Source organism: Aquimarina sp. MMG015, assembly GCF_018100855.1.
In the GTDB taxonomy this organism is placed as follows: Bacteria; Bacteroidota; Bacteroidia; order Flavobacteriales; family Flavobacteriaceae; genus Aquimarina; species Aquimarina latercula.
Genome location: NZ_JAGJEB010000005.1, coordinates 281,086 through 301,822 on the forward strand (window position 1 = coordinate 281,086; position 20,737 = coordinate 301,822).

General features: G+C 31.6%; 19 protein-coding genes. 11 read left to right on the forward strand and 8 right to left on the reverse strand.

What is annotated here, in order from left to right; genetic code table 11:
* Positions 1–270: 270 nt before the first annotated feature.
* Both msrA and rho read right to left on the reverse strand, forming a co-directional pair.
* Entirely contained in the window at positions 271–942 is a 672-nt protein-coding gene (msrA, locus tag J8L88_RS11750) for a peptide-methionine (S)-S-oxide reductase MsrA (protein ID WP_211060814.1), read from the reverse strand.
* 169 nt (positions 943–1,111) lie between these two features.
* Positions 1,112–2,785: a transcription termination factor Rho gene (gene rho / locus J8L88_RS11755; protein WP_118387084.1), complete on the reverse strand. Its 1,674-nt coding sequence runs from the start codon at positions 2,783–2,785 to the stop codon at positions 1,112–1,114.
* A 200-nt stretch (positions 2,786–2,985) separates the two neighbouring features.
* Here rho and J8L88_RS11760 point away from each other — a divergent pair, with 200 nt between their 5' ends.
* A complete protein-coding gene (locus J8L88_RS11760) occupies positions 2,986–3,396 on the forward strand; it encodes a DUF4293 domain-containing protein (RefSeq protein WP_027392508.1) in 411 nt (136 codons plus the stop codon).
* A gap of 57 nt (positions 3,397–3,453) precedes the next feature.
* Here the strand turns inward: J8L88_RS11760 and J8L88_RS11765 are convergent, their stop codons facing one another.
* Positions 3,454–3,948 (reverse strand): metallophosphoesterase, encoded by a 495-nt coding sequence (locus J8L88_RS11765; RefSeq protein ID WP_211060815.1) that lies wholly within the window; start codon positions 3,946–3,948, stop codon positions 3,454–3,456.
* 118 nt (positions 3,949–4,066) lie between these two features.
* On the opposite strand from J8L88_RS11765, the gene truA reads away from it, so the two are divergent.
* A complete protein-coding gene (gene truA, locus J8L88_RS11770) occupies positions 4,067–4,816 on the forward strand; it encodes a tRNA pseudouridine(38-40) synthase TruA (RefSeq protein WP_118387080.1) in 750 nt (249 codons plus the stop codon).
* Positions 4,816–6,582: an ABC transporter ATP-binding protein gene (locus J8L88_RS11775; protein ID WP_211060816.1), complete on the forward strand. Its 1,767-nt coding sequence runs from the start codon at positions 4,816–4,818 to the stop codon at positions 6,580–6,582. The genes truA and J8L88_RS11775 overlap by 1 nt, the downstream gene beginning before the upstream one ends.
* Here J8L88_RS11775 and J8L88_RS11780 read toward each other — a convergent pair.
* From J8L88_RS11780 to folP, 4 genes are all read right to left on the reverse strand, one after another.
* On the reverse strand, positions 6,579–7,355 hold the full coding sequence (locus tag J8L88_RS11780; RefSeq protein WP_027392504.1) for a DUF3667 domain-containing protein: 777 nt from the start codon (positions 7,353–7,355) through the stop codon (positions 6,579–6,581). The two genes, J8L88_RS11775 and J8L88_RS11780, sit on opposite strands and share 4 nt — an antisense overlap.
* A 32-nt stretch (positions 7,356–7,387) precedes the next feature.
* On the reverse strand, positions 7,388–8,182 hold the full coding sequence (locus J8L88_RS11785) for a DUF3667 domain-containing protein (protein ID WP_051336052.1): 795 nt from the start codon (positions 8,180–8,182) through the stop codon (positions 7,388–7,390).
* Complete coding sequence (locus tag J8L88_RS11790) at positions 8,182–8,958, reverse strand: diadenylate cyclase (RefSeq protein WP_211060817.1); 777 nt, start codon at positions 8,956–8,958, stop codon at positions 8,182–8,184. The genes J8L88_RS11785 and J8L88_RS11790 overlap by 1 nt, the downstream gene beginning before the upstream one ends.
* A 79-nt stretch (positions 8,959–9,037) precedes the next feature.
* Positions 9,038–9,868 carry a dihydropteroate synthase gene (folP, locus tag J8L88_RS11795; protein WP_211060818.1) on the reverse strand — a complete coding sequence of 277 codons (831 nt, stop codon included), beginning with the start codon at positions 9,866–9,868 and terminating at the stop codon, positions 9,038–9,040.
* Between the two features lie 83 nt (positions 9,869–9,951).
* On the opposite strand from folP, the gene J8L88_RS11800 reads away from it, so the two are divergent.
* The 8 genes from J8L88_RS11800 (at position 9,952) to J8L88_RS11835 (ending at position 18,166) form a co-directional block, all read left to right on the forward strand.
* Positions 9,952–10,494 carry a DUF1599 domain-containing protein gene (locus J8L88_RS11800; protein WP_027392501.1) on the forward strand — a complete coding sequence of 181 codons (543 nt, stop codon included), beginning with the start codon at positions 9,952–9,954 and terminating at the stop codon, positions 10,492–10,494.
* Between the two features lie 87 nt (positions 10,495–10,581).
* On the forward strand, positions 10,582–12,321 hold the full coding sequence (locus tag J8L88_RS11805; protein ID WP_247666468.1) for a BT_3928 family protein: 1,740 nt from the start codon (positions 10,582–10,584) through the stop codon (positions 12,319–12,321).
* Between the two features lie 2 nt (positions 12,322–12,323).
* On the forward strand, positions 12,324–13,394 hold the full coding sequence (locus J8L88_RS11810) for an ABC transporter permease (RefSeq protein ID WP_027392499.1): 1,071 nt from the start codon (positions 12,324–12,326) through the stop codon (positions 13,392–13,394).
* Positions 13,395–13,448: 54 nt separating this feature from the next.
* A complete protein-coding gene (gene tpiA / locus J8L88_RS11815) occupies positions 13,449–14,201 on the forward strand; it encodes a triose-phosphate isomerase (RefSeq protein WP_211060819.1) in 753 nt (250 codons plus the stop codon).
* Between the two features lie 94 nt (positions 14,202–14,295).
* A complete protein-coding gene (gene prmA, locus J8L88_RS11820; protein ID WP_211060820.1) occupies positions 14,296–15,135 on the forward strand; it encodes a 50S ribosomal protein L11 methyltransferase in 840 nt (279 codons plus the stop codon).
* A 57-nt stretch (positions 15,136–15,192) separates the two neighbouring features.
* Positions 15,193–15,468: an ATP-dependent Clp protease adaptor ClpS gene (locus J8L88_RS11825; RefSeq protein WP_027392496.1), complete on the forward strand. Its 276-nt coding sequence runs from the start codon at positions 15,193–15,195 to the stop codon at positions 15,466–15,468.
* A 610-nt stretch (positions 15,469–16,078) separates the two neighbouring features.
* Entirely contained in the window at positions 16,079–16,924 is an 846-nt protein-coding gene (locus tag J8L88_RS11830; protein WP_027392495.1) for a M57 family metalloprotease, read from the forward strand.
* Positions 16,925–17,293: 369 nt separating this feature from the next.
* On the forward strand, positions 17,294–18,166 hold the full coding sequence (locus J8L88_RS11835) for a M57 family metalloprotease (protein ID WP_211060821.1): 873 nt from the start codon (positions 17,294–17,296) through the stop codon (positions 18,164–18,166).
* 80 nt (positions 18,167–18,246) lie between these two features.
* Here J8L88_RS11835 and J8L88_RS11840 read toward each other — a convergent pair whose 3' ends face one another.
* Entirely contained in the window at positions 18,247–20,730 is a 2,484-nt protein-coding gene (locus J8L88_RS11840; RefSeq protein ID WP_211060822.1) for a TonB-dependent receptor domain-containing protein, read from the reverse strand.
* Positions 20,731–20,737 lie beyond the last annotated feature (7 nt).

The window sequence follows — 20,737 nt, forward strand, 5'->3', positions numbered from 1 at the left end:
TGGTGATCTTATCTTTTTGATATTAAGTAGTTTGAGTTTTTTCTTTCTTTGTTTTGTTTTAAATTCTCATATATTTCAGTTTGTTGTATTAGGTATTTTATTTTAAGATTAACATGGCTAATACTCTATTGAAAAATTCACTTATTTAGGTTGTTTTTAGATCGAGTTTTGCCTCCGTCAGAAATAGCTGACCGTTTTTGTGGTGTAAGATTTTAGTGAGAATGTGATTATTATTTAAAAGAATTTGTATATGGTCGTTTAGAAAACGATTTAGTGGTTTTCTTTGATTAATTCAGGGAATTTTTTTTGAAAACGTTTTAATCTTGGTATGGATACATTCTGAATATATCTATTATATGGATTTCTTTTTTCGTAATCTTGGTGATAATCTTCTGCTTTCCAAAATTTTTGAAATGGAGTTACTTCTGCTGCGATTTGTCTATTTAAACTTTTGCTAAGAAAGTTTTTCTTTTTTTGAATTATATTTTTTTGTTCATCATTTTGATAAAATATAATTGATCTGTATTGAGACCCGCGATCTGGGCCTTGGCCGTTTATTTGTGTTGGATTTTGGGAACCAAAATAAACGTCAATTAGTGATGAAAAGGAAATTATTTTTGGATCATATAAAACTTCTACAGCTTCTGCGTGCCCCGTGCGTCCAGTATTGCTCGATTCATAGGTGGGATTTTTGGTATGTCCTCCAGAGTATCCAGAGACTACTTCTTGTACGCCAATAACGCTTTCATATACTGCTTCTACGCACCAAAAACATCCGCTGGCGAAATATGCTCGTTCTAATCCATTAATTGGTTCGGTTTGGATAGCTTTTATGTTTTGATTTTGAGCGGTATTACTAATTTGGTTATTATTTTGACTATTACCTTGGCAACTAGTTAGTAAAGTAGAAACGGTGAGTATGCTATATATTAAGGTCTTCATAATTTTTTTTTTATAATAGTCTTTGTTTGTTGTTAAACCTTTCAGTGTTTAATCTTTATTGCAAAATTACATAGATGTGCTGATTATGATCCTTAAAAAAACTGTAAATAAAAAAATGGCTGTCATTTTAGTGACAGCCATTTTCTACATTATATATATAAGGTGTGTTTTATCCGTTCATGGAAATCAAGAATTCATCATTGTTTCTTGTTTGTTTAAAACGCTCATTGATAAATTCCATAGCTTCTACAGGATTCATATCCGCTAGGTATTTTCTCATTACCCACATCCTTTGTATTGTGTTTTCGTCTAATAATATGTCATCTCTACGTGTACTTGACGATGTAAGATCAATAGCAGGGAAAATTCTACGATTGGATATTTTACGATCTAATTGTAATTCCATATTACCTGTTCCTTTGAACTCTTCAAAAATAACTTCGTCCATCTTAGAGCCGGTTTCTGTTAAGGCTGTGGCGATAATAGTAAGGGATCCTCCATTTTCTATATTACGTGCTGCTCCAAAGAAACGTTTTGGTTTGTGTAGTGCATTTGCATCAACACCACCACTAAGAATTTTACCAGAAGCAGGTTGTACAGTATTGTATGCTCTTGCTAGACGGGTAATAGAGTCTAGTAGTATTACTACATCATGACCGCATTCTACTAATCTTTTAGCTTTTTCTAAAACTATATTGGCTATTTTCACGTGCTCGTGAGCTTCCTTGTCAAATGTTGATGCTATAACTTCTCCACGAACATTACGCTGCATGTCGGTAACTTCTTCGGGTCTTTCATCGATCAGTAATATCATTTGGTATACTTCGGGATGATTGGCTGCAATTGCATTGGCTACATCCTTTAGTAGCATTGTTTTACCTGTTTTTGGTTGAGAAACGATCATGCCTCGTTGTCCTTTACCAATAGGGGAAAACAAATCCATTATTCGTGTTGATATAGTGCTTTGTCTTTCTGCTAATTTAAATTTCTCTTGTGGAAAAAGTGGTGTTAGGTGTTCAAAAGAAACTCTATCTCTTACTACTTGAGGATCGAGGCCGTTAATTTTATTTACCTTTATAAGAGGGAAATATTTTTCACCTTCTTTAGGAGGTCTTACTTGTCCAAGAACTGTATCCCCTGTCTTAAGCCCAAATAGTCTAATTTGTGATTGTGAAACGTATATGTCATCGGGAGAAGAGAGGTAGTTGTAGTCACTAGATCTTAAAAAGCCATAACCATCTTGCATGATGTCAAGTACTCCTTCGCTTTGGATGATTGCATCAAACTCGTAATCTGGTTCTTTATAGCGATTTCTATTGTCTCTATTTCCGTTATCCCTATTTCCGTTATTATCTTTTTTATTGTTGTTATTACGGTTTTTGTTTTGGGATTTATCGTTATTTCTATTGCGATTATCTTTCCTGTTATCGTCTTTACGTTCCTCTTTTTTGTCTTCCTGTTTTCTTTGAGGTTTTTTGTTTTCCTTGACCTCTTTCACAGGTTGGGTGTTCTCCTTAGGCTCTTGTTTAACAGGATTACTTTTTTCTACAGGAGGATTTGTGTCTTTTTTAGCTTGAGGATTTTGAGTGTTTGCAGTTTTACGCGGTCTTCTTTGCCTTGGCGCTTGCTTTGATTGTGGTTTTTCGGTTTTCTTCTCTGTTTTAGTAGAAGAATCTTCTGTGATAACCTCTTTTACCTTGTTAGGGTTTGCTGCCTGGTAATCAAGTATTTGATATACCAAGTCTAACTTTTTCATGGTGCGAAATTTAGGTACATTTAAACTTTTCGCAATTTCCTGTAGCTCAGGAAGCTTTTTTGCTTTTAATTCAGAAATCTCTAACATTTAAATTTGTTATATAATTTAAGGTTCTGGTATTAAATTTTCTAAAGAAGAATTCTAGGAAAATTTTATTTTGAAGGTAAGTAACCTAAATAGAATGGGTTACATAAATTGTGATGCAAGTATACGACTTTATTTTTGATTTTTACACATAATTATGAAAAGAAACTCTTATTTTTGCTTTTCCAAAAGAATAAGGGGGAATGATACAAAGAATTCAATCAGTTTATTTGTTTTTAGTAGTTTTAATATCCGGTGGGTTGTCTACTATTTTGCCTTATGGACTTAATGAAAATGGAGAGGAATTATTACCTCAGGATAATCTTTTGGTTTTGGGAATGTTTGCTGGGTCAGCAATTTTGGCTTTAGTAAGTATTTTTTTATTTAAAAATAGACAGCTTCAATTTGTTTTGGGGCGTATCAATATCTTATTAAACTTTATTTTACTAGGAGTATTTGTTTATTGGTCACTAACATTATCTGGAGAAACCTTGGTTTCGGAGAAAGGTATTGGGATGTTGATTCCTATTATTTCTATCGTTTTATTAGTTGTAGCCAACAAGGCTATAAAAAAGGATGAAAATCTCGTAAAATCTGTAGATCGATTACGATAAACCTAAAATCTTAGTAGTATTAGTGCGTTAGGACCCGGAGTATGCCAACTTCGGGTCTTATTTTTTACCAAGCTCGATTACTTCGAGGTTTTCTATTTTTCCTTTACTCAATGTAAATCGTAACATGGTTCTTACTTTATGAAATCCGTGTTTTCCGGCTGCTCCAGGATTCATATGTAATACGCCGTTATTTTTGTCAGGAATCACTTTTAAAATATGTGAATGTCCACATATGAATAATTGCGGTGGGTTTGTTTTTATTTCCTGTATTGTATTGCGATTATATTTTGGTGGATATCCTCCAATATGAGTGATCCAAACAGAAACTTCTTCACAAGAAAATCGCTGATGTAGCGGAAAACTAACTCTGGCTTTGTCATCATCGATATTTCCGTAAACAGCACGAAGTGGTTTAATGGCTTCGATCTTATCGGTTACTTTGAGGTCACCGATGTCTCCTGCATGCCAAACTTCATCTGCTTCGTTTACATAATGTAAAATACGATCGTCGATATAGCTATGAGTATCGCTAAGTAAGAGTATTTTTTTCAAATTATTGAATAAGAAAGATTTATGATGTAATAAATAAACCGAAGTGTTACTATATAATTCATCTCTATATTATAAAGTATATTTGCGATTAGAACTAGGACAAAAATAGGATAAACCTTTGAGATATTTTTTAGAACTTTCATATAATGGAACTCCATATCATGGATGGCAACGACAACCTAATGCAATTTCTGTACAAGAGGTTTTAGAAAATTCGCTATCATTATTGTTGAAATCTAAGATTGATATTGTTGGTGCTGGTAGAACAGATGCTGGCGTTCATGCAAAACAAATAATGGCTCATTTTGATAATGAGGATGAATTGGACGTTGTTCAATTTCGATATAAGCTTAATTCTCTTCTTCCTAAAGAGATTTCAATAAAAGAAGTGAGTTTGGTAAGTGATGATGCGCACGCAAGGTTTGATGCGATAAGCAGATCTTATGAGTATTTTGTAACACTGTATAAAGACCCTTTTAGCATAGATAGTGCGTATTATCTAAAGAAAGAGTTGGATGTTGACTTGATGAATGAAGCTGCTAAATTACTGTTAAACTATACGAGTTTTAAATGTTTTAGTAAGTCTAAAACCGATGTAAAAACGTATAATTGTACTATTACCCGTGCTGTTTGGGAGATGAATGATAATAAATTAATTTTTAAGATTTCCGCAAATCGTTTTTTAAGAAATATGGTAAGAGCGATTGTTGGAACACTTATAGAAATTGGAGAACATAAATTAGGTTTAGAAGATTTAGAAAGAATAATTAAAAGTGAAAACAGAAGTGAAGCTGGGTATTCTGTGCCAGCTCATGGTTTATATTTGACAGAAGTACAGTACCCAAAAACTATTTATTGTAAAAAATAATGGCTGAAAAAAGCGGAAAGGCATTTGATTTTAAATTATTTAGAAGATTGATTAGTTATACTAATCCTTATCGGTTTACATTTTATTTTGTGGCTTTATCTGCTATCTTATTATCCGCTTTTGCGGTGTTAAGACCTCTCTTATTACAGAAAACAATTGACGAAAGTTTTATTCCTAAGGATGAAAAATTAATAGTTTTTTATATCAGCTTAATATTCGGAGTGTTATTATTGGAGGTTATTTTCCAATTTCTATTTATATATTTTGCTAATTGGTTAGGTCAGGAGGTGATTAGAGATGTTAGAGTGAAGCTCTTTCATCATATGTTAGGTTTTAAGAAACAGTATTATGATAAGTCTGCGGTAGGTAGATTAGTAACTCGTGCAGTGAGTGATATAGAAACGATTGCCAGTATATTTAGTCAAGGACTTTTTATGATTATAAGTGACTTGTTAAAAATGGCGGTTATTCTTTGTTTTATGTTGTACTACAGTTGGCAACTTACCTTAATTGTTTTAACAATTTTACCTTTTATAATTTTTGCTACTAGGGTTTTTCAAAGAAAAATGAAAACTGCTTTTGAAGAAGTAAGAACTCAAGTTTCTAATTTAAATTCTTTTGTACAGGAACGAATAACTGGAATGAAAATAGTTCAGCTCTTTACTAGAGAGGATATTGAATATGATAGTTTTAAAGAAATAAATGAAAAGCACAAAAAAGGATGGGTAAAAACCGTTTGGTATAATTCGATATTTTTTCCTATTGCAGAAATGTCTAGTTCGATCACTATAGGATTAATAGTTTGGTATGGAGGATTGAGAGCTGCGCAGGGTGATGTGATTACCTTAGGTGTTGTAATTGCTTTTATTGAGTTATCTCAAATGCTTTTTAGACCACTGCGACAGATAGCGGATAAGTTTAATACTCTACAAATGGGTATGGTTGCGGCTAATCGAGTATTTGCAGTATTGGATACACATTCTAAGATAAATGATTTAGGAACGATAGAACTTCAGAATATAGAAGGGAATATTGATTTTAATGATGTTCGTTTTAGTTATATAGAAGGAGAAGAAGTGTTAAAAGGAATCTCGTTTTCTGTTAATTCTGGAGAAACAGTTGCAATTGTAGGGGCCACTGGTGCAGGTAAATCGACAATTATAAATTTGTTAAATAGGTTTTATGAAATCGACGGAGGAGTTATTTCTATTGATAAAAAACCTATTGATACCATTGATTTAAAATCTTTGCGAAGCCATATCGCTGTAGTTTTGCAAGATGTGTTTTTGTTTGCAGATACTATTTTTAATAATATAACGCTAAATAATACGAATATAACAGAGGATCAAGTTGTGAAAGCTGCTAAAGAAATAGGGATTCATGATTTTATAAGTAGCCTTCCTGGCGGTTATCATTATAATGTGAAAGAAAGAGGGGTGATGCTCTCTTCTGGTCAAAGGCAATTGATATCTTTTCTTAGAGCTTACGTTTCTAATCCTGGTGTTTTAGTTTTAGATGAAGCCACATCTTCTATAGATTCTCATAGCGAACAATTGATCCAGGACGCTACCGACAAGATTACAGAAGGTAGAACTTCTATTGTTATTGCTCACCGATTAGCAACCATTAAAAATGCTGATAAAATTATCGTTATGGATAGCGGTAAGATTGTAGAACAAGGAAACCATAATGAGCTGTTGGAGGTTGAAAACGGCTACTACAAAAATCTTTATGATGTGCAATTTTCAGAAGTCCGAGAAGCTTAGTTAAGAAACCCGTATTCTTCAAGAAACTTTGTAGATAGAGCCATCGCAACTGCTAATCCGATAAAGATTAAAAGAATCAATAAGAATCCAATAAGTCCTTTTACGATAACCTTTATGTATTTAATTTTATATAAATTTTTGAATAAAAATGTTGCGTAAATAGCCTGGATCCCTAAAAAAACAAAACTACTTTCTTCTATATAATCACCAAAGCTAAACGAAATTAGATAAGGAATAAAGGTTAATATCGTTAGATGTGCTATTAGGTATGTGTTTATTACGATATGTTCTGTGAAATTATACTTCTTATATTTTCTAAATATAAATTTGGATATAAACGAGTAAAAAGGTATTAATAAAAAATAACCAAGTGTAGGATATTTTTCTGTTACTTCTATAAAAAACTTCAATGTTTCTGATTGGTCATCTAATTTTTCATATTCAGATGCAATGTTAAAAGCTTTTTCCTTTAAGAAGGTTAAGATAGTCGATAATGTAAGTGATAATAGAAAGTATGAAGGTAGATTAAGGTGTTTTTTTCTGACACCATTAATATAATCATCGATTACTAAGTGAGGTTTTATAGTAAGATCTCTAATTGTTTTTATAAAAGTGTTATCTACATTAAGATAGACCTCACTTATTTCTGTAAGTAAGTTTTTAAAAGTAATACGTTTTGTGATTTTTTTAGCACCACAGTTAGAACAGAAATTAACATTTTTTATATTATCTCCACAGTTCTTACAATTATTAACTGCAACAGTTTTATCCATTATATATTACGCTTGTTTTTTTAAAATATTAATTAAATAGAAGATGTTGATTCACCGGTCATAACACCTGTTTTCATCATTACAATTGCTACGATTATGCTAAAAATCACAAATAAAACAGACATAATTATAATAAAAAACAAGGTCTTAATTAGCATTTTTTTTAGATTTATCTCATAAAGACTTTTAAGTACGTATGCAATATAAATAATGGAAACGGGGAACTGAACCCATAGAATTAAGTATATGTTTTTAACGGTTAGAAGTAGTGGTAAAGTAATAAAACTTATAACCATAGTAATATGTGAGTACGCATATAAGTAGATTACAAAATGTTCAGTAAGGTTATATTTTTTATAGTTTATAAATACCAGTCGCGATATCAAAGCTAGAATCGGTATGGTTAAAAATGAGATCACAGATTGATATTCAAACGAAAAATCAGAAGCTACTTTTGAGGCTTTAATTTGATTGGCATCTGTAAATACATTCGAGAAGATTACATCTTTATACTTACCGAGAATGAAACTATATAAACTTGATATAGTTAGAGAAATAGCAAAGTAACTAAAAACATTTACATATCTTTTTCTTAGACCATGAATGAATCCGTCAATTACAGTATTCGGTTGGGTGAATAGGTGTATAAATGTTCTTATAAATGAATTGTCAAGATTAAGAAATCGATCACTAAATTCTTGAGTTAAGTTTTTAAATGTGATGCGTTTCGTTATTTTTTTAGCACCACAATCAGGGCAAAAGGAGTAGTGATCAATCTGAAAACCACAATTTTTACAATGATTTATATTAGTTGGGTAGTTGCTCATTATTGTAAATCCCTTGTTATTTTTTCAATCAATTCTTCAGGAGTTTTAAAAATTACAAACTCTCCATTTTTAACATAAGATATTTGCCCCGTTTCTTCACTTACAATTAATGCTAGTGCATCTGTTTTTTCTGTTATACCTATAGCTGCCCGATGTCTTAATCCAAAACGTAAAGGAATGTTTCTGTCGTTAGTCACAGGGAGAATTACTCGTGTAGCAACAATTCTATTATCTTCTACAATCATAGCACCATCGTGTAATGGACTATTTTTATAAAAAATGCTTTCTATTATTGGTGTCTTTACTAAAATATCAAGTTCATCTCCTGATGTTTTTACAAAATCTAATGATGTATTCCTCTTAATTACTATTAATGCACCAGTGAATGTGTCTCCCATTTTCGTGCAAGCTTTAACAATAGCAGCAACATCCGTAAGACTATCTTCTGGAGTGTCTCTAATAAATTTTAGTTGTCTTAGAAATTTTCTTCGTCTTCCAAAATTTGTAGATCCAATCATTAATAAGAATTTTCTTATTTCTTGCTGAAAAACAACAATTAAAGCAAACATTCCCACCCCAATAAACTCTCCTAAGACACTACTTAGCATTTCCATGGCTAGAAACTGCGTAAGCTTCCAAACCAAGTAAATCATTACGATACCTATAAAAATGTTAATTGCTGCTGTTCCCTTAACCAACTTATAGATATAGTATAGCAAGAGTGCCACGAGTACGATATCTAGGACATCTAATATTCTAAGGTTGATTAAATCCAAATGCGGTCTTTTTGTAAAAATAGAAAAATTAGTGAAACTCTGATTTGAAAAGCTTGAAAAAGCATCGTTTTAAAAAACTTTAAGTCTGTACTTTATATTTGTTCATTAGTGTAATACATTCCATAGCTTCTTTTACATCGTGTACCCTTAAAATCGAAGCACCTTTTAGTAACGCAATAGTGTTTAAGGATGTTGTGCCATTTAAAGATTTAGATGGGTCAATTTTTAATGATTTGTAAATCATTGATTTTCTTGATACGCCTATTAGAATTGGTAATCCTTGAAGGTTGAATAAATCAAGTTTTTTTAGGAGCTCAAAGTTTTGGTCGATATTTTTTGCAAAACCAAAACCAGGGTCGATAATAATATCGTTAATTCCTTCTTTTCTGGCTTCGATTATTTTTTTAGAAAAATAAAGCTGCACGTCCTTAATCAGATTATCATATTGATTTAAAGATTTCATGGTTTGTGGTGTACCTTTCATATGCATCATAATATAAGGGACTTTGAGCTTACCGACAGTTTTAATCATCTCTTTGTCTAGACTACCAGCAGAGATATCATTGATAATTGATGCACCAGCTTCTATACATTGTTTTGCAATTTTACTTCTAAAGGTATCAATCGATAAAATAGTATTAGGAAACTTAGAGAGAAGTAATGTAATTATTGGTAAAATTCTATTCTCTTCTTCTTCGATCGAAATATGATCTGCACCTGGTCTAGATGAATATGCTCCAAGATCTATAAAGGTCGCTCCTTCTTGCAGCATTTTTTCGGTTTGATGTAAAATCTGTGATTCGTCTTTGTATTTTCCTCCATCATAAAAAGAATCTGGTGTTAGATTTAAAATACCCATCACTTTTGGAGTAGAGAGATCGATTAAAGAACCTTTGCAATTAATAGTCATAGAAGAGTTTATACTATATTTTTAATGTTTATTTGGTATAATTGCCATATTAAAGCGAAATTTACGCAAAATTCAACAGTAATATGCAAGATACGTCAACACAATATGACGCGGTAATTAAGAAATGTCGTGATCTCTTCATTAATAAAATGAAAGACTACGGTAGCGCTTGGAGAATTCTAAGATTACCATCACTTACAGATCAAATTTTTATAAAGGCACAACGAATTAGAGGTTTACAGGAGAATGCTGTAAGAAAAGTAGATGAAGGAGAGGTTTCTGAATTTATTGGAATTATAAATTATAGCCTTATGGCTTTAATACAATTAGAAAATGGAATTGCAGAACAACCGGATTTGTCGACAGATACAGCTACAGAATTGTATGATAGACATATTGATATTACAAAGACACTAATGATGAATAAAAATCATGATTATGGGGAAGCTTGGCGTGATATGAGGGTTAGTTCATTGACTGATTTAATTATTCAAAAATTGTTACGAGTAAAACAAATTGAAGATAATAAAGGTAAAACATTGGTGAGTGAAGGAATCGATGCGAATTATCAAGATATGATTAACTATGCAGTTTTTGCGATGATCCATTTAGGTGAAGCGAAATAATGCAGGTTTTATAAAATACTGTTAAACTAAAAGTAACAAGATGTAAACCTATTATCTTGTTCAAAATAAATTATAATTACTATTCTAATGATGAAAATACTTGTTGGTTTTTCCAGAATATTTGTAGCAGCTCTTTTCTTATTTTCAGGCTTTATTAAACTTAATGATCCTTTAGGATTCTCCTATAAACTACAAGAATATTTTAGTGAAGGCGTATTAAATATGGAGTTCTTGATTCCAATTGCTTTACTTATGGCAGTATTCCTTTGTATTTTTGAGATAATAGTTGGAATTACGTTGCTTTTAGGGTATCTACCCAAGTTTACGGTATGGTCATTATTGGGTATGATTATCTTTTTTACATTTCTCACCTTTTATTCGGCATACTTTAATAAAGTCACTGATTGCGGATGTTTTGGGGATGCGCTGCCATTAACTCCTTGGGAATCTTTTACTAAAGATATTATTCTATTAGTGTTTATTCTAATATTATTCTTTGGAAGAAAATATATAACTCCTATTCTCCCGGAAGCTTCTCATAAATGGATTGTGTTTGTTTCTTTTACGGCCTGTTTAGCATTTTCGTATCACGTATTAATGCATTTGCCTTCATTCGATTTTAGAGCTTATAAAATAGGAACAAATATAGAAGAAGGAATGTCAGTTCCGGATGGGGCTCCAGAGGCAGAGTTTAAGTACTCTTGGAAGTTTGACGTAAATGGTAAAGAAGAAATTGTAACGACTAGTGGAGAATATCCACAAGTTGATGGCAAGTATATCGGTGTAGAAACAGAAATGATTAATGAAGGATACATACCACCTATTCATGATTTTGCCATTGAAAAAGATGGAGAAGATTATACCACAGAATTTTTAGAAAAAGAAAATGTTGTGCTTATTGTAATGTATAATTTATCAAAAAGTGAAGGAGAAGGAATGAACAAGATAAAAGGGCTTACTGATAAGGCTATGGCTCAAGGGTATGATGTAATAGGTCTTACAGCATCTTCTCCTCAAGAAGTTTCTCAGAAAAAACAACAGTATAATTTAAGTTTTGATTTTTATAGTACTGATGAAACTGCTCTTAAAACAATATTAAGATCAAATCCTGGAATAGTAAAACTAAATACGGGAACCATTACAGAAAAACTGCACTGGAATGATGCTGATCAGTTAATTTTGGAAAAAGTAGAACCGCCTAAACCTAGAATTAATGTACGATTAAAATCTCAGTTAGATAGTATCGCTAAACTAGACCAAAAGTTTAGAAAATTAATGCAAGCTAAGACAGTAGAGGAGCGAGATAGTATTGCTAAGTTAGTTGGAGCAACAGAAAAGGAAGTAACTACAGATCTATGGCAACAACAGAGTGCAATAGATTCTTCGAATACAGTGTTTATAGAACAAATCTTTAAAAAACATGGATACCCTGGTAAAAGTTTAGTGGGAGAACCGACCAATAAAACCGCTTGGTTTGTGATTCAGCATTCTAATAAAATAAATGAATACCTTCCATTGATTAAAAAAGCTGGAGAAGAAGATGAAATTCCTTTTAGGTTAGTAGCTATGATGGAAGACCGACATCTAATGAGCATTGGTGAAGAACAAGTATATGGTACCCAAGGAACAACATTGAATCATAATACGAATACACCAATCAAGATTATTTGGCCAATTAAAGATGTCGAAAATGTTAATCAACGCCGAAAAGATGCGGGATATAATACTACAATAGAGGAATATGCTAAAAGATTATATGGAGATACTTTTAAATATAAAGTCTATACATTAGAAGAGGTCGAAAAGTTGAAAGAAAAGACAAATTAGTAATGACTAAATACTTCTATAAATTTGGGTATGCATTACTTACTTTATTAGGAGTAATTACTGTTATATTTCTTCTGTTTACTATTCTTCCTGGAGATCCGGCGCAAATGATGATGGGACAGAATGAAAATAAAGAACAATTAGACATTATTAATAAAAAATATGGCTTTGATCTTCCTTTGAGTACACAATATAGATATTATCTTAATGATCTTTCGCCAGTTTCATTTCATAGTATAGAAGAAAATGACTTTTCATTTTTTGACACCGAAAAATATACAGGCCTTTCATTATTTACAATTGGTAAAACAAAAACAGTTCTTAAGTACCCATATTTAAGAGAGTCCTTTCAGAAGAACGGTAAAAAAGTAAGTCAGGTGATTAAAGAAACCTTACCAAATACAGCAGTACTTGCTGTGTCTGCTATTTTAATAGCTATATTTCTAGGGATTTCTATGGGTATCGTTAGTGCATTGACTAAGGATCAATGGGCAGATCGATTAATTCAATTGATAAGTACTATTGGTATGAGTGTCCCTTCTTTCTTTAGTGCTATTATTTTTGCTTGGTTGTTTGGTTATGTCTTACACGAGTATACCAACCTTAATATGACAGGAAGTTTATATGAAGTAGATGATTTTGGAGAAGGAACTTATATTCAATGGAAAAATTTAATATTGCCTGCAATAGTTTTGGGAGTACGACCATTAGCAGTAGTAACTCAATTAATGAGGAATTCATTATTAGAAGTGATGAGTCAGGATTATATACGTACAGCTAAGGCAAAAGGCTTATCACTGTTTCAGGTAATTAAAAGACATGCATTAAAAAATGCGTTAAATCCTGTAGTGACGGCTATTTCTGGTTGGTTTGCATCCATGTTAGCAGGAGCCGTTTTCGTAGAATATATTTTTGGTTGGAACGGTCTTGGTAAAGAAATAGTAGATGCATTAAATACATCAGACCTTCCTATTATTATGGGAGCTGTAATCGTAATCTCCTCTGTATTTATCTTAATCAATATATTTGTAGATCTTATATACAGGTGGCTAGACCCTAGAATAAGGGTGTAAGTATCTTTTTTAGAATTGTAACCAAATAAAAACCACACACATAAATTAAAATTAATGAGAACAAAAATTGTAGCAGGAAACTGGAAAATGAATAAAAATCTTGCGGAGACAGGAGTTTTACTTTCAGAATTAAAGGCAAAATTTGAAGATTCACCAGAAGCTAAAATAATCGTAGCTCCAACCTTTACAAATCTTTATTATGCTTTCGAAGAACTTAAAGAAGTTGATATCGATGTAGCAGCACAAAATATGCATCAAGAAGAAAGTGGCGCATTTACAGGAGAGATTTCTGCGGATATGTTAAAAAGTGTAGGTGTAGAAACAGTTATACTTGGTCATAGTGAGCGTAGAGCTTATTTTGGGGAAACAGATGAGTTGTTAGAAGAGAAAGTAAATACAGCGTTGAAGTATAAAATGACTATTATCTTTTGTTTTGGAGAAGAACTAGAAGATCGTAAAAGCGGAAACCATTTTAATGTAGTAGAAGGGCAATTAAAAAATGCTTTATTTGAATTAGATAATGATGCTTGGAAGCATATTGTTTTAGCATATGAGCCAGTTTGGGCGATAGGAACAGGAGAAACTGCAAGTCCAGAACAAGCACAAGAAATGCATGCTTTTATTCGTAAAACTATAGGAGACGCCTTTAATACAGAAATTGCAGAAAATGTTTCTATATTGTATGGAGGAAGTGTAAAACCTGCAAATGCTAAAGAGATTTTTGCAAAACCAGATGTAGATGGAGGACTAATAGGAGGAGCTTCATTAGACCCTGATAGTTTTGCAGCTATCGCTAATTCATTTTAAATTATATTTTTGAAAATAAATAAGAGGTATTCGTAGGTGCGAATACCTTTTTTGTTAGTCAAAGTATTAACTTTGCTGCCTAATTTAAATAAAGATGACTACACCTATATACATAGGCTATTATTTTAATATTTCACCATTGCAGCCCGCTACAGAAATTCTGATAGCAGAATTAGGGAATGCTGGTTTTGAGAGTTTTGTTGAAACAGAAAAGGGGTTAGAGGCCTTTATCCAAAAGGAGGAATGGAAAGAGAGTATTTTAGATGACATTTATATACTAAGCTCCGATGAATTCGAAATTACTTTTTCTACTAAAGAAATAGAACAGGTAAATTGGAACAAGGAGTGGGAGAAGAATTTCACTCCAATCGTAGTCGATGATACTTGTGGTGTAAGAGCACCTTTTCATGAAAAGCCAGAATTACAATATGATATCGTGATAGAACCGAAAATGTCCTTTGGAACAGGTCATCATGAGACAACTCATATGATGATTCAGCACTTACTTAAACAAGATTTACAAGATAAAAAGGTTTTAGATATGGGATGTGGAACTGGTGTTTTGGCAATTTTAGCAGAGATGAAAGGAGCACAACCTATAGATGCAATCGATATTGATAATTGGTGTTATTTAAATACAATTGAAAACGTAGAGCGAAATAATTGTAAACATATTACCGCTTATGAAGGAGATGCTGCGTTATTACTGGGTAAAAAGTATGATGTAGTGATAGCTAATATTAATAGAAATATATTGTTGAAAGATATTTCTACCTATGCCAATACATTATGTACTGATGGTGTTCTTTTGTTAAGTGGTTTTTATAAAGAGGATTTAGAGTTAATTACGAAGCAATGCAAAGACAATAATTTGGAGTTTGTTGAGTGTTTTGATAGAAATAATTGGATAGCAGCTGGTTACAGGTTAAAATAATGTGAGAGACGATAATTTTTTCTTTTCGAAATAGTATATTTGCATAAAATTAATGAGATGAGCACTCAAGAAAAGGTTTTAGAAGAAGTTTTAGAAAAAACAGTAGAACAAAATAATAATGAAATTGTTTTGTATAACGATGATGTCAATACATTTGATCATGTCATTGAAACATTAATATATACGTGCGAACACACACCAGTTCAAGCAGAACAATGTGCAATGTTAGTTCATTATAAAGGAAAATGTACGGTAAAGACAGGAGTTTACGAAGAATTGGTGCCTAGATGTTCCAAGTTACTTCAAGCTGGATTAAGTGCCGAAATCGTATAGAAAAGTATATTCATAGGAATAATTGTTCAATAACATTGTTTATTGAACTTTTTTTTGCCCAAAAATTACAATATATATCATGATGATACTAAGTTATTGAGGTTCCATATTTGTCTATTTCTTTAGAAGAATGAAGTTTTATAAGATTAGACCACATATTTTTTTTTGAAAAACAAGTGCTAAAGCCGATATTAATTTTTTTTTAACACTTTTTAGTTAAAAATTTATAATATGAAAGAAAAAGACTACATTTTTTGTGAAAAATAAAATACTTATGAATTCTATAACATCTCTTATATTATCATAATTTTTTGCTTAATCGCTAAGTTGAGTGCTAATTTTAAATATGCATTTAATCGGTTTTATTGTGTAATTTAAGGATATGTATTTGTTATTAATTACACTACTTTATTGAATTAAATATATGTATTTGCCTTATTATTAGAGGATTGTTTAAATATTTAACTGATATTTTAAAAAAATTATCATATCTTCAACCCGCTTAAAATTTAAAAAGGTTCAAAGCTTTACTAAATTAAATGCAGGCAAAATAAATTTTGTTGAAGATTTATTTTGTTAATAGTAACTACACAAACTCAACTTTTTAAAAATGAAGAAAATCAAAGTATTAGCGCTTTGCGCTATCGCGGCTGGTGTAATCACATCTTGCCAAAAAGACGAAATTAACAACGAAACACAACCTGAAACTGCAGCATTGACAAAAGCCCATTTGGATGCACTTGCTGATGCTGGACTTAATATTGCGGATGCCGAGTATTTTACAATGGAAGGTCTTCCAGGAGATCCAGCTGTACAAGGTGTTAAAGCTTCTGATGTTTTTATTCCATTAACAGAATTAACTTCTGGTATGCACGCATTAGGTAATGCAGAAGACGGAGTTAATAAGCAATACAGAACTAACAATTTGGTTACTGGTTCCAATCGTAGCTTTAGAGTTGTTGGATATACGGGATCTTGTTGTGCGTTAACGAGCAAAATGAGAACTGCTTTACAATGGGCTGTTAATAATTATAATAGATTAAATACATCTCTTAACTTATCTCTTGTTTTCCAAAGTAACTTTAATAACACCGATATGGTTGTTTATAATAATGGCCGTAGTGGTGGAGGTGGATCTGCTGGATTCCCATCTGGTGGACAAGCATTTAAAAGAGTTCAGATCAATGCTGGTACGGATTCTTTTAGTACAAATGTAGTAGAGCACGTAATGACTCACGAAATCGGTCACTCTGTTGGATTCCGTCACCAAGATTGGAGAACTCGTCAGAGTTGTGGACAAAATACTAATGAAGGAACTGCTGGAGTTGGAGCAATCTTAATTAACGGTACTCCAAGTTCTGATAGAGCGGATTCTATAATGTTAGCTTGTTTTAGTTCTGGAGAAGACGGAGAATTCACAAGTACAGATATTACTGCTTTAAACGCTTTATACTAAAACTAAGTATACAGTAAAAATTATATAAGATAAAGGCTTTGAATCTTTTTATAAGACCATCTTGATAAAATTTCAAGGTGGTTTTTTTTATGAAGGATATTGAAAATAAGATTGTTATAGATTTGTTTTCTTAAATTATGGAATTGGTATTTTCGTGCCTTTTTAAGGTTTTTTAATAAATTTATTTTATAGTTTTTTCGTATTTGTAATAAATTATTCAAGGTTTTTGTTGTTTCATTGAAATAAATGTATAACTTGCAAGCTGCAAAAATTTTCAAAAAAGTTCAAAGCTTTCACAAAAATATTTGCTTACAGAATAGATTTTAAAACGGATCTATTCTGTAATAATACACAAACTCAACAATTTAAATGAAAAAATTAAAATTTTTAGCGCTTTGCGCTATGGCTGCGGGTGTGGTTACATCTTGCCAAAAAGACGAAATCACAAATGATGAACAACCAGTTTCATTAGAATTAAGTAAAGATTTACAGGATAAAATATGGGCTACAGGAGTTAATCCTGGTAATGCTACTATTGAAAAGATTACACTTCTTAATGGAATAGAAGAGGAATACGTTCTTTCTGGAGATATTATGATGAAACTTTCTGAGATTGAGAAAGGAAGTTATGATTTAGAAGATTCAGAAGATGGTGTTAATAAGCAATACAGAACGAATAACTTAGTTTCTACTGCTAACAGAACTATTGATATTTTAGGATATACAGGATCTGGTAATGCATTAACGAGTAATATGCAGACAGGTTTACAATGGGCTGTTAATAACTATAACAGAATTAGTACTACTTTAAATTTTAGATTAACTTTTGGAACTAATTTCCAAGCTGCTGATATGGTTGTTTATAACAATAATGGTAGCGGAGCTGGTGGTCAAGCAGAATTTCCAGAAGGAGGAAGACCAGGAAAGTTTATCCAAATCTTAAATGGAACTGGAACTTTCGGTGGAAGTAACGTAAATAATGTTAATGAGCATGTAATCGGACACGAAATAGGTCACGCTCTAGGTTTTAGACATACTGATTATGCTCGTAGAAGATGTGATAACAGTAACGAAGGAACTGCTGGTAGTATCGGAGCAATTAATATTCCTGGTACACCTACTGCAAATCAGTGGGGTCAGAGCGGTTTAGATTCAGGTTCTTTAATGATCTCTTGTTTTGACGGCAGTGAAGATGGAGAATTTAGTAGCTTTGACATCGTAGCTTTAGAATATTTATACTAATAATAAATTATAGTATAAAATAAAGCTTTGAACTTTTTATAGACCATTCCAAACTTGTTGTTTGGGATGGTTTTTTTGTTTTAAAAATCTATTCTAAAAGATATATTAGGTGTAATTCCGGCAGAAAAGGTGTTTACTTCTTGCAGTAAGTAAGTGTTATTATCAAATCTAACACTATATGTTCGATTTAAAGTATTCTCTCTATCATAAAGATTAAATAAGGATAAACCTATTTTGCTTTGCCAAGCGTCATTTTTTGATAAATTAAATTTATAAGAGGCAGAAAAATCTAAACGATGATAAGTGTCTAACCGATCACTATTGACTTCTCCGTAGTCAATAAGAATAAATTCATTAGTTTCTGTAATACCTAAAGCGGGAGTATAAGGTCGACCAGTTCTTGCAGTCCATCCTAATGAAAATTCGAAATTATTCCATTGATAGCTGTGTATCCAAGATAAGTAGTGTTTAATGTCAAAATTACCTCGAAAATATTGGTTGTCATTTACATTTTCAAATCTGAAATCTTGATCTGTGTATGAATACCCAATCCAAGTTCTATAATTTTTTATTCTTTTTTTGATTAATACATCTATTCCAAAAACTTTACTTTCTCCCGTTTCTAAGTCTAAAACCCCATTAAAACCATTAGCAAATGAAGTAAGTCCGCTAGTTGATTTATGATATCCTTCAATATCAATATACCAGTCGTTTTTGTTAATAGTAAATCCAGTAGATATTTGATCACTACTAAGCATGGATACAAACTCTGAATCCGCCAATAACCATATTTGATTATCTAGGTTAAAATCATTTGGTAAATAATTAGATATTTGGCTAATTACTTGATTCTTTCTTTCGGCAGCCAATTTTGTTATGATGTTTTTTGATAGGTTGACCTCTAAGTTTATTCTAGGTTCCCAATATGTTTTATTAAGAACAGAGAAATAATTACCTCTAAATCCGGCGCTTATTTTAAGTTTTTCATTGGCGTTAAATTTATATTCTCCGAATATGGCATGGGTAATATTACTGTTACTTTCATCAAAAGAAAAATTGTCAAAAGAATAGTCAGCTTTATATGCTACATCATTGGTTGAAAAATCATAACCAGAAGCAAAACTGTGTTTAGTATTTATTGTCCAATTAGTATGAATAGAGGCACCAGAATCTCTAATTGTATTCTCCTCTACTATATTATTATCAAAGAACAGAAACCCATCAATACTTGCTCTAGATTCTCTTAATCCGTTATAGTTAAAATCATAATTAGAAAAATAGATATTAGCTGAATGAGAAAAATTATGGTTCCACTTTTTTTCCCATTTTATATTAGCTCCTTGATTTACAAATTCTAAATTGTCTTTTTGGATTTCATCAAATGGTTCGCTAAATCCTTGGATATTTTTAATGTTGAGTGTGTAGTTAAGGTCATTATTGGTAAAAATCGAACTAATTACTAATTTGTCATCTTTAGATAAGTCTAGAATTGCTTTGACAGTTAGATCAGTAAAATAAAATACGTTTTCATTTTCTACAGTTTCTTGATCCAGTTTTTGATTGTCTACAAAAAATCGAATACTTTGAAACGCACGATCAGAATAGCTGCGAAATGTAGATGTTTCAATAAAGTCAGTAAACGCTCTTCTTGCGGATATAATCACGCCAAAATCATCATCAATAGGAGCTTCGATATAAGCATCAACATTAGTCATATTAAAACCAAAACCAAAGCCGAAATCTTTTGGAATCTCATTTTTGGATTCGATATCTACAACTCCAGAAATTCTATTTCCATATTTAGCTTCAGTACTGCTTCTGTAGAGTTTAATGTTTTCAGTTATGTATGGATTGAAAATGGATAATAAATCAAAAAAATGACCTGAACTATACATTTTTATTCCATCCCATAAAATTAAATTATGATCAGGTGTGCCACCTCTAATATGTAATCCAGAAGCGGTTTCAGTAGGGCTTTGAATACCAGGAAGAAATTGAAGTGTTTGTAGTACATCGGGTTCTACTAGTCTAGGTAAAATTCCTAGCTTACTGGGGTCTATGTTTACTGCACTACTAGCTCCTTGTCTAGATATCCCAGAAGTCACATACTCTGTAATTACTACTTCGCCTAATTGGAAATCATCCTCGGATAGTAGTATTTTGATACAATCACTATTTTCTAATTCTTTAGCAATAAACTGTTTGTTTTTGTACCCTAAAAATTGGATATTAATGGTGTCATTGGGGTTTGATAAGAATAATTGAAAATAACCTTTATGATTTGATGTTGTAGATTTAGCTTGGTTTTTATTATTAATAAAAGCTTCTGGTAGCGGTTCTTTTGTTAAGTTGTCTAATAAATACCCACAAATTGAAATTCTTCCTTTTTGATTCTTTTTTCTTATTACATAATACCTGTCATTGATTTTTTCAAAAAGAATAGAGGTTTGAGATTGAATCTCTTTAAGAACTTCTTCTAGAGATGTTATTTCAGAAATATTGATTGATTCGTTTTTTACTATTTCAGGATTAAAGGAGAATTTAATTTCATTGGATTTTTCCAAGATTTTT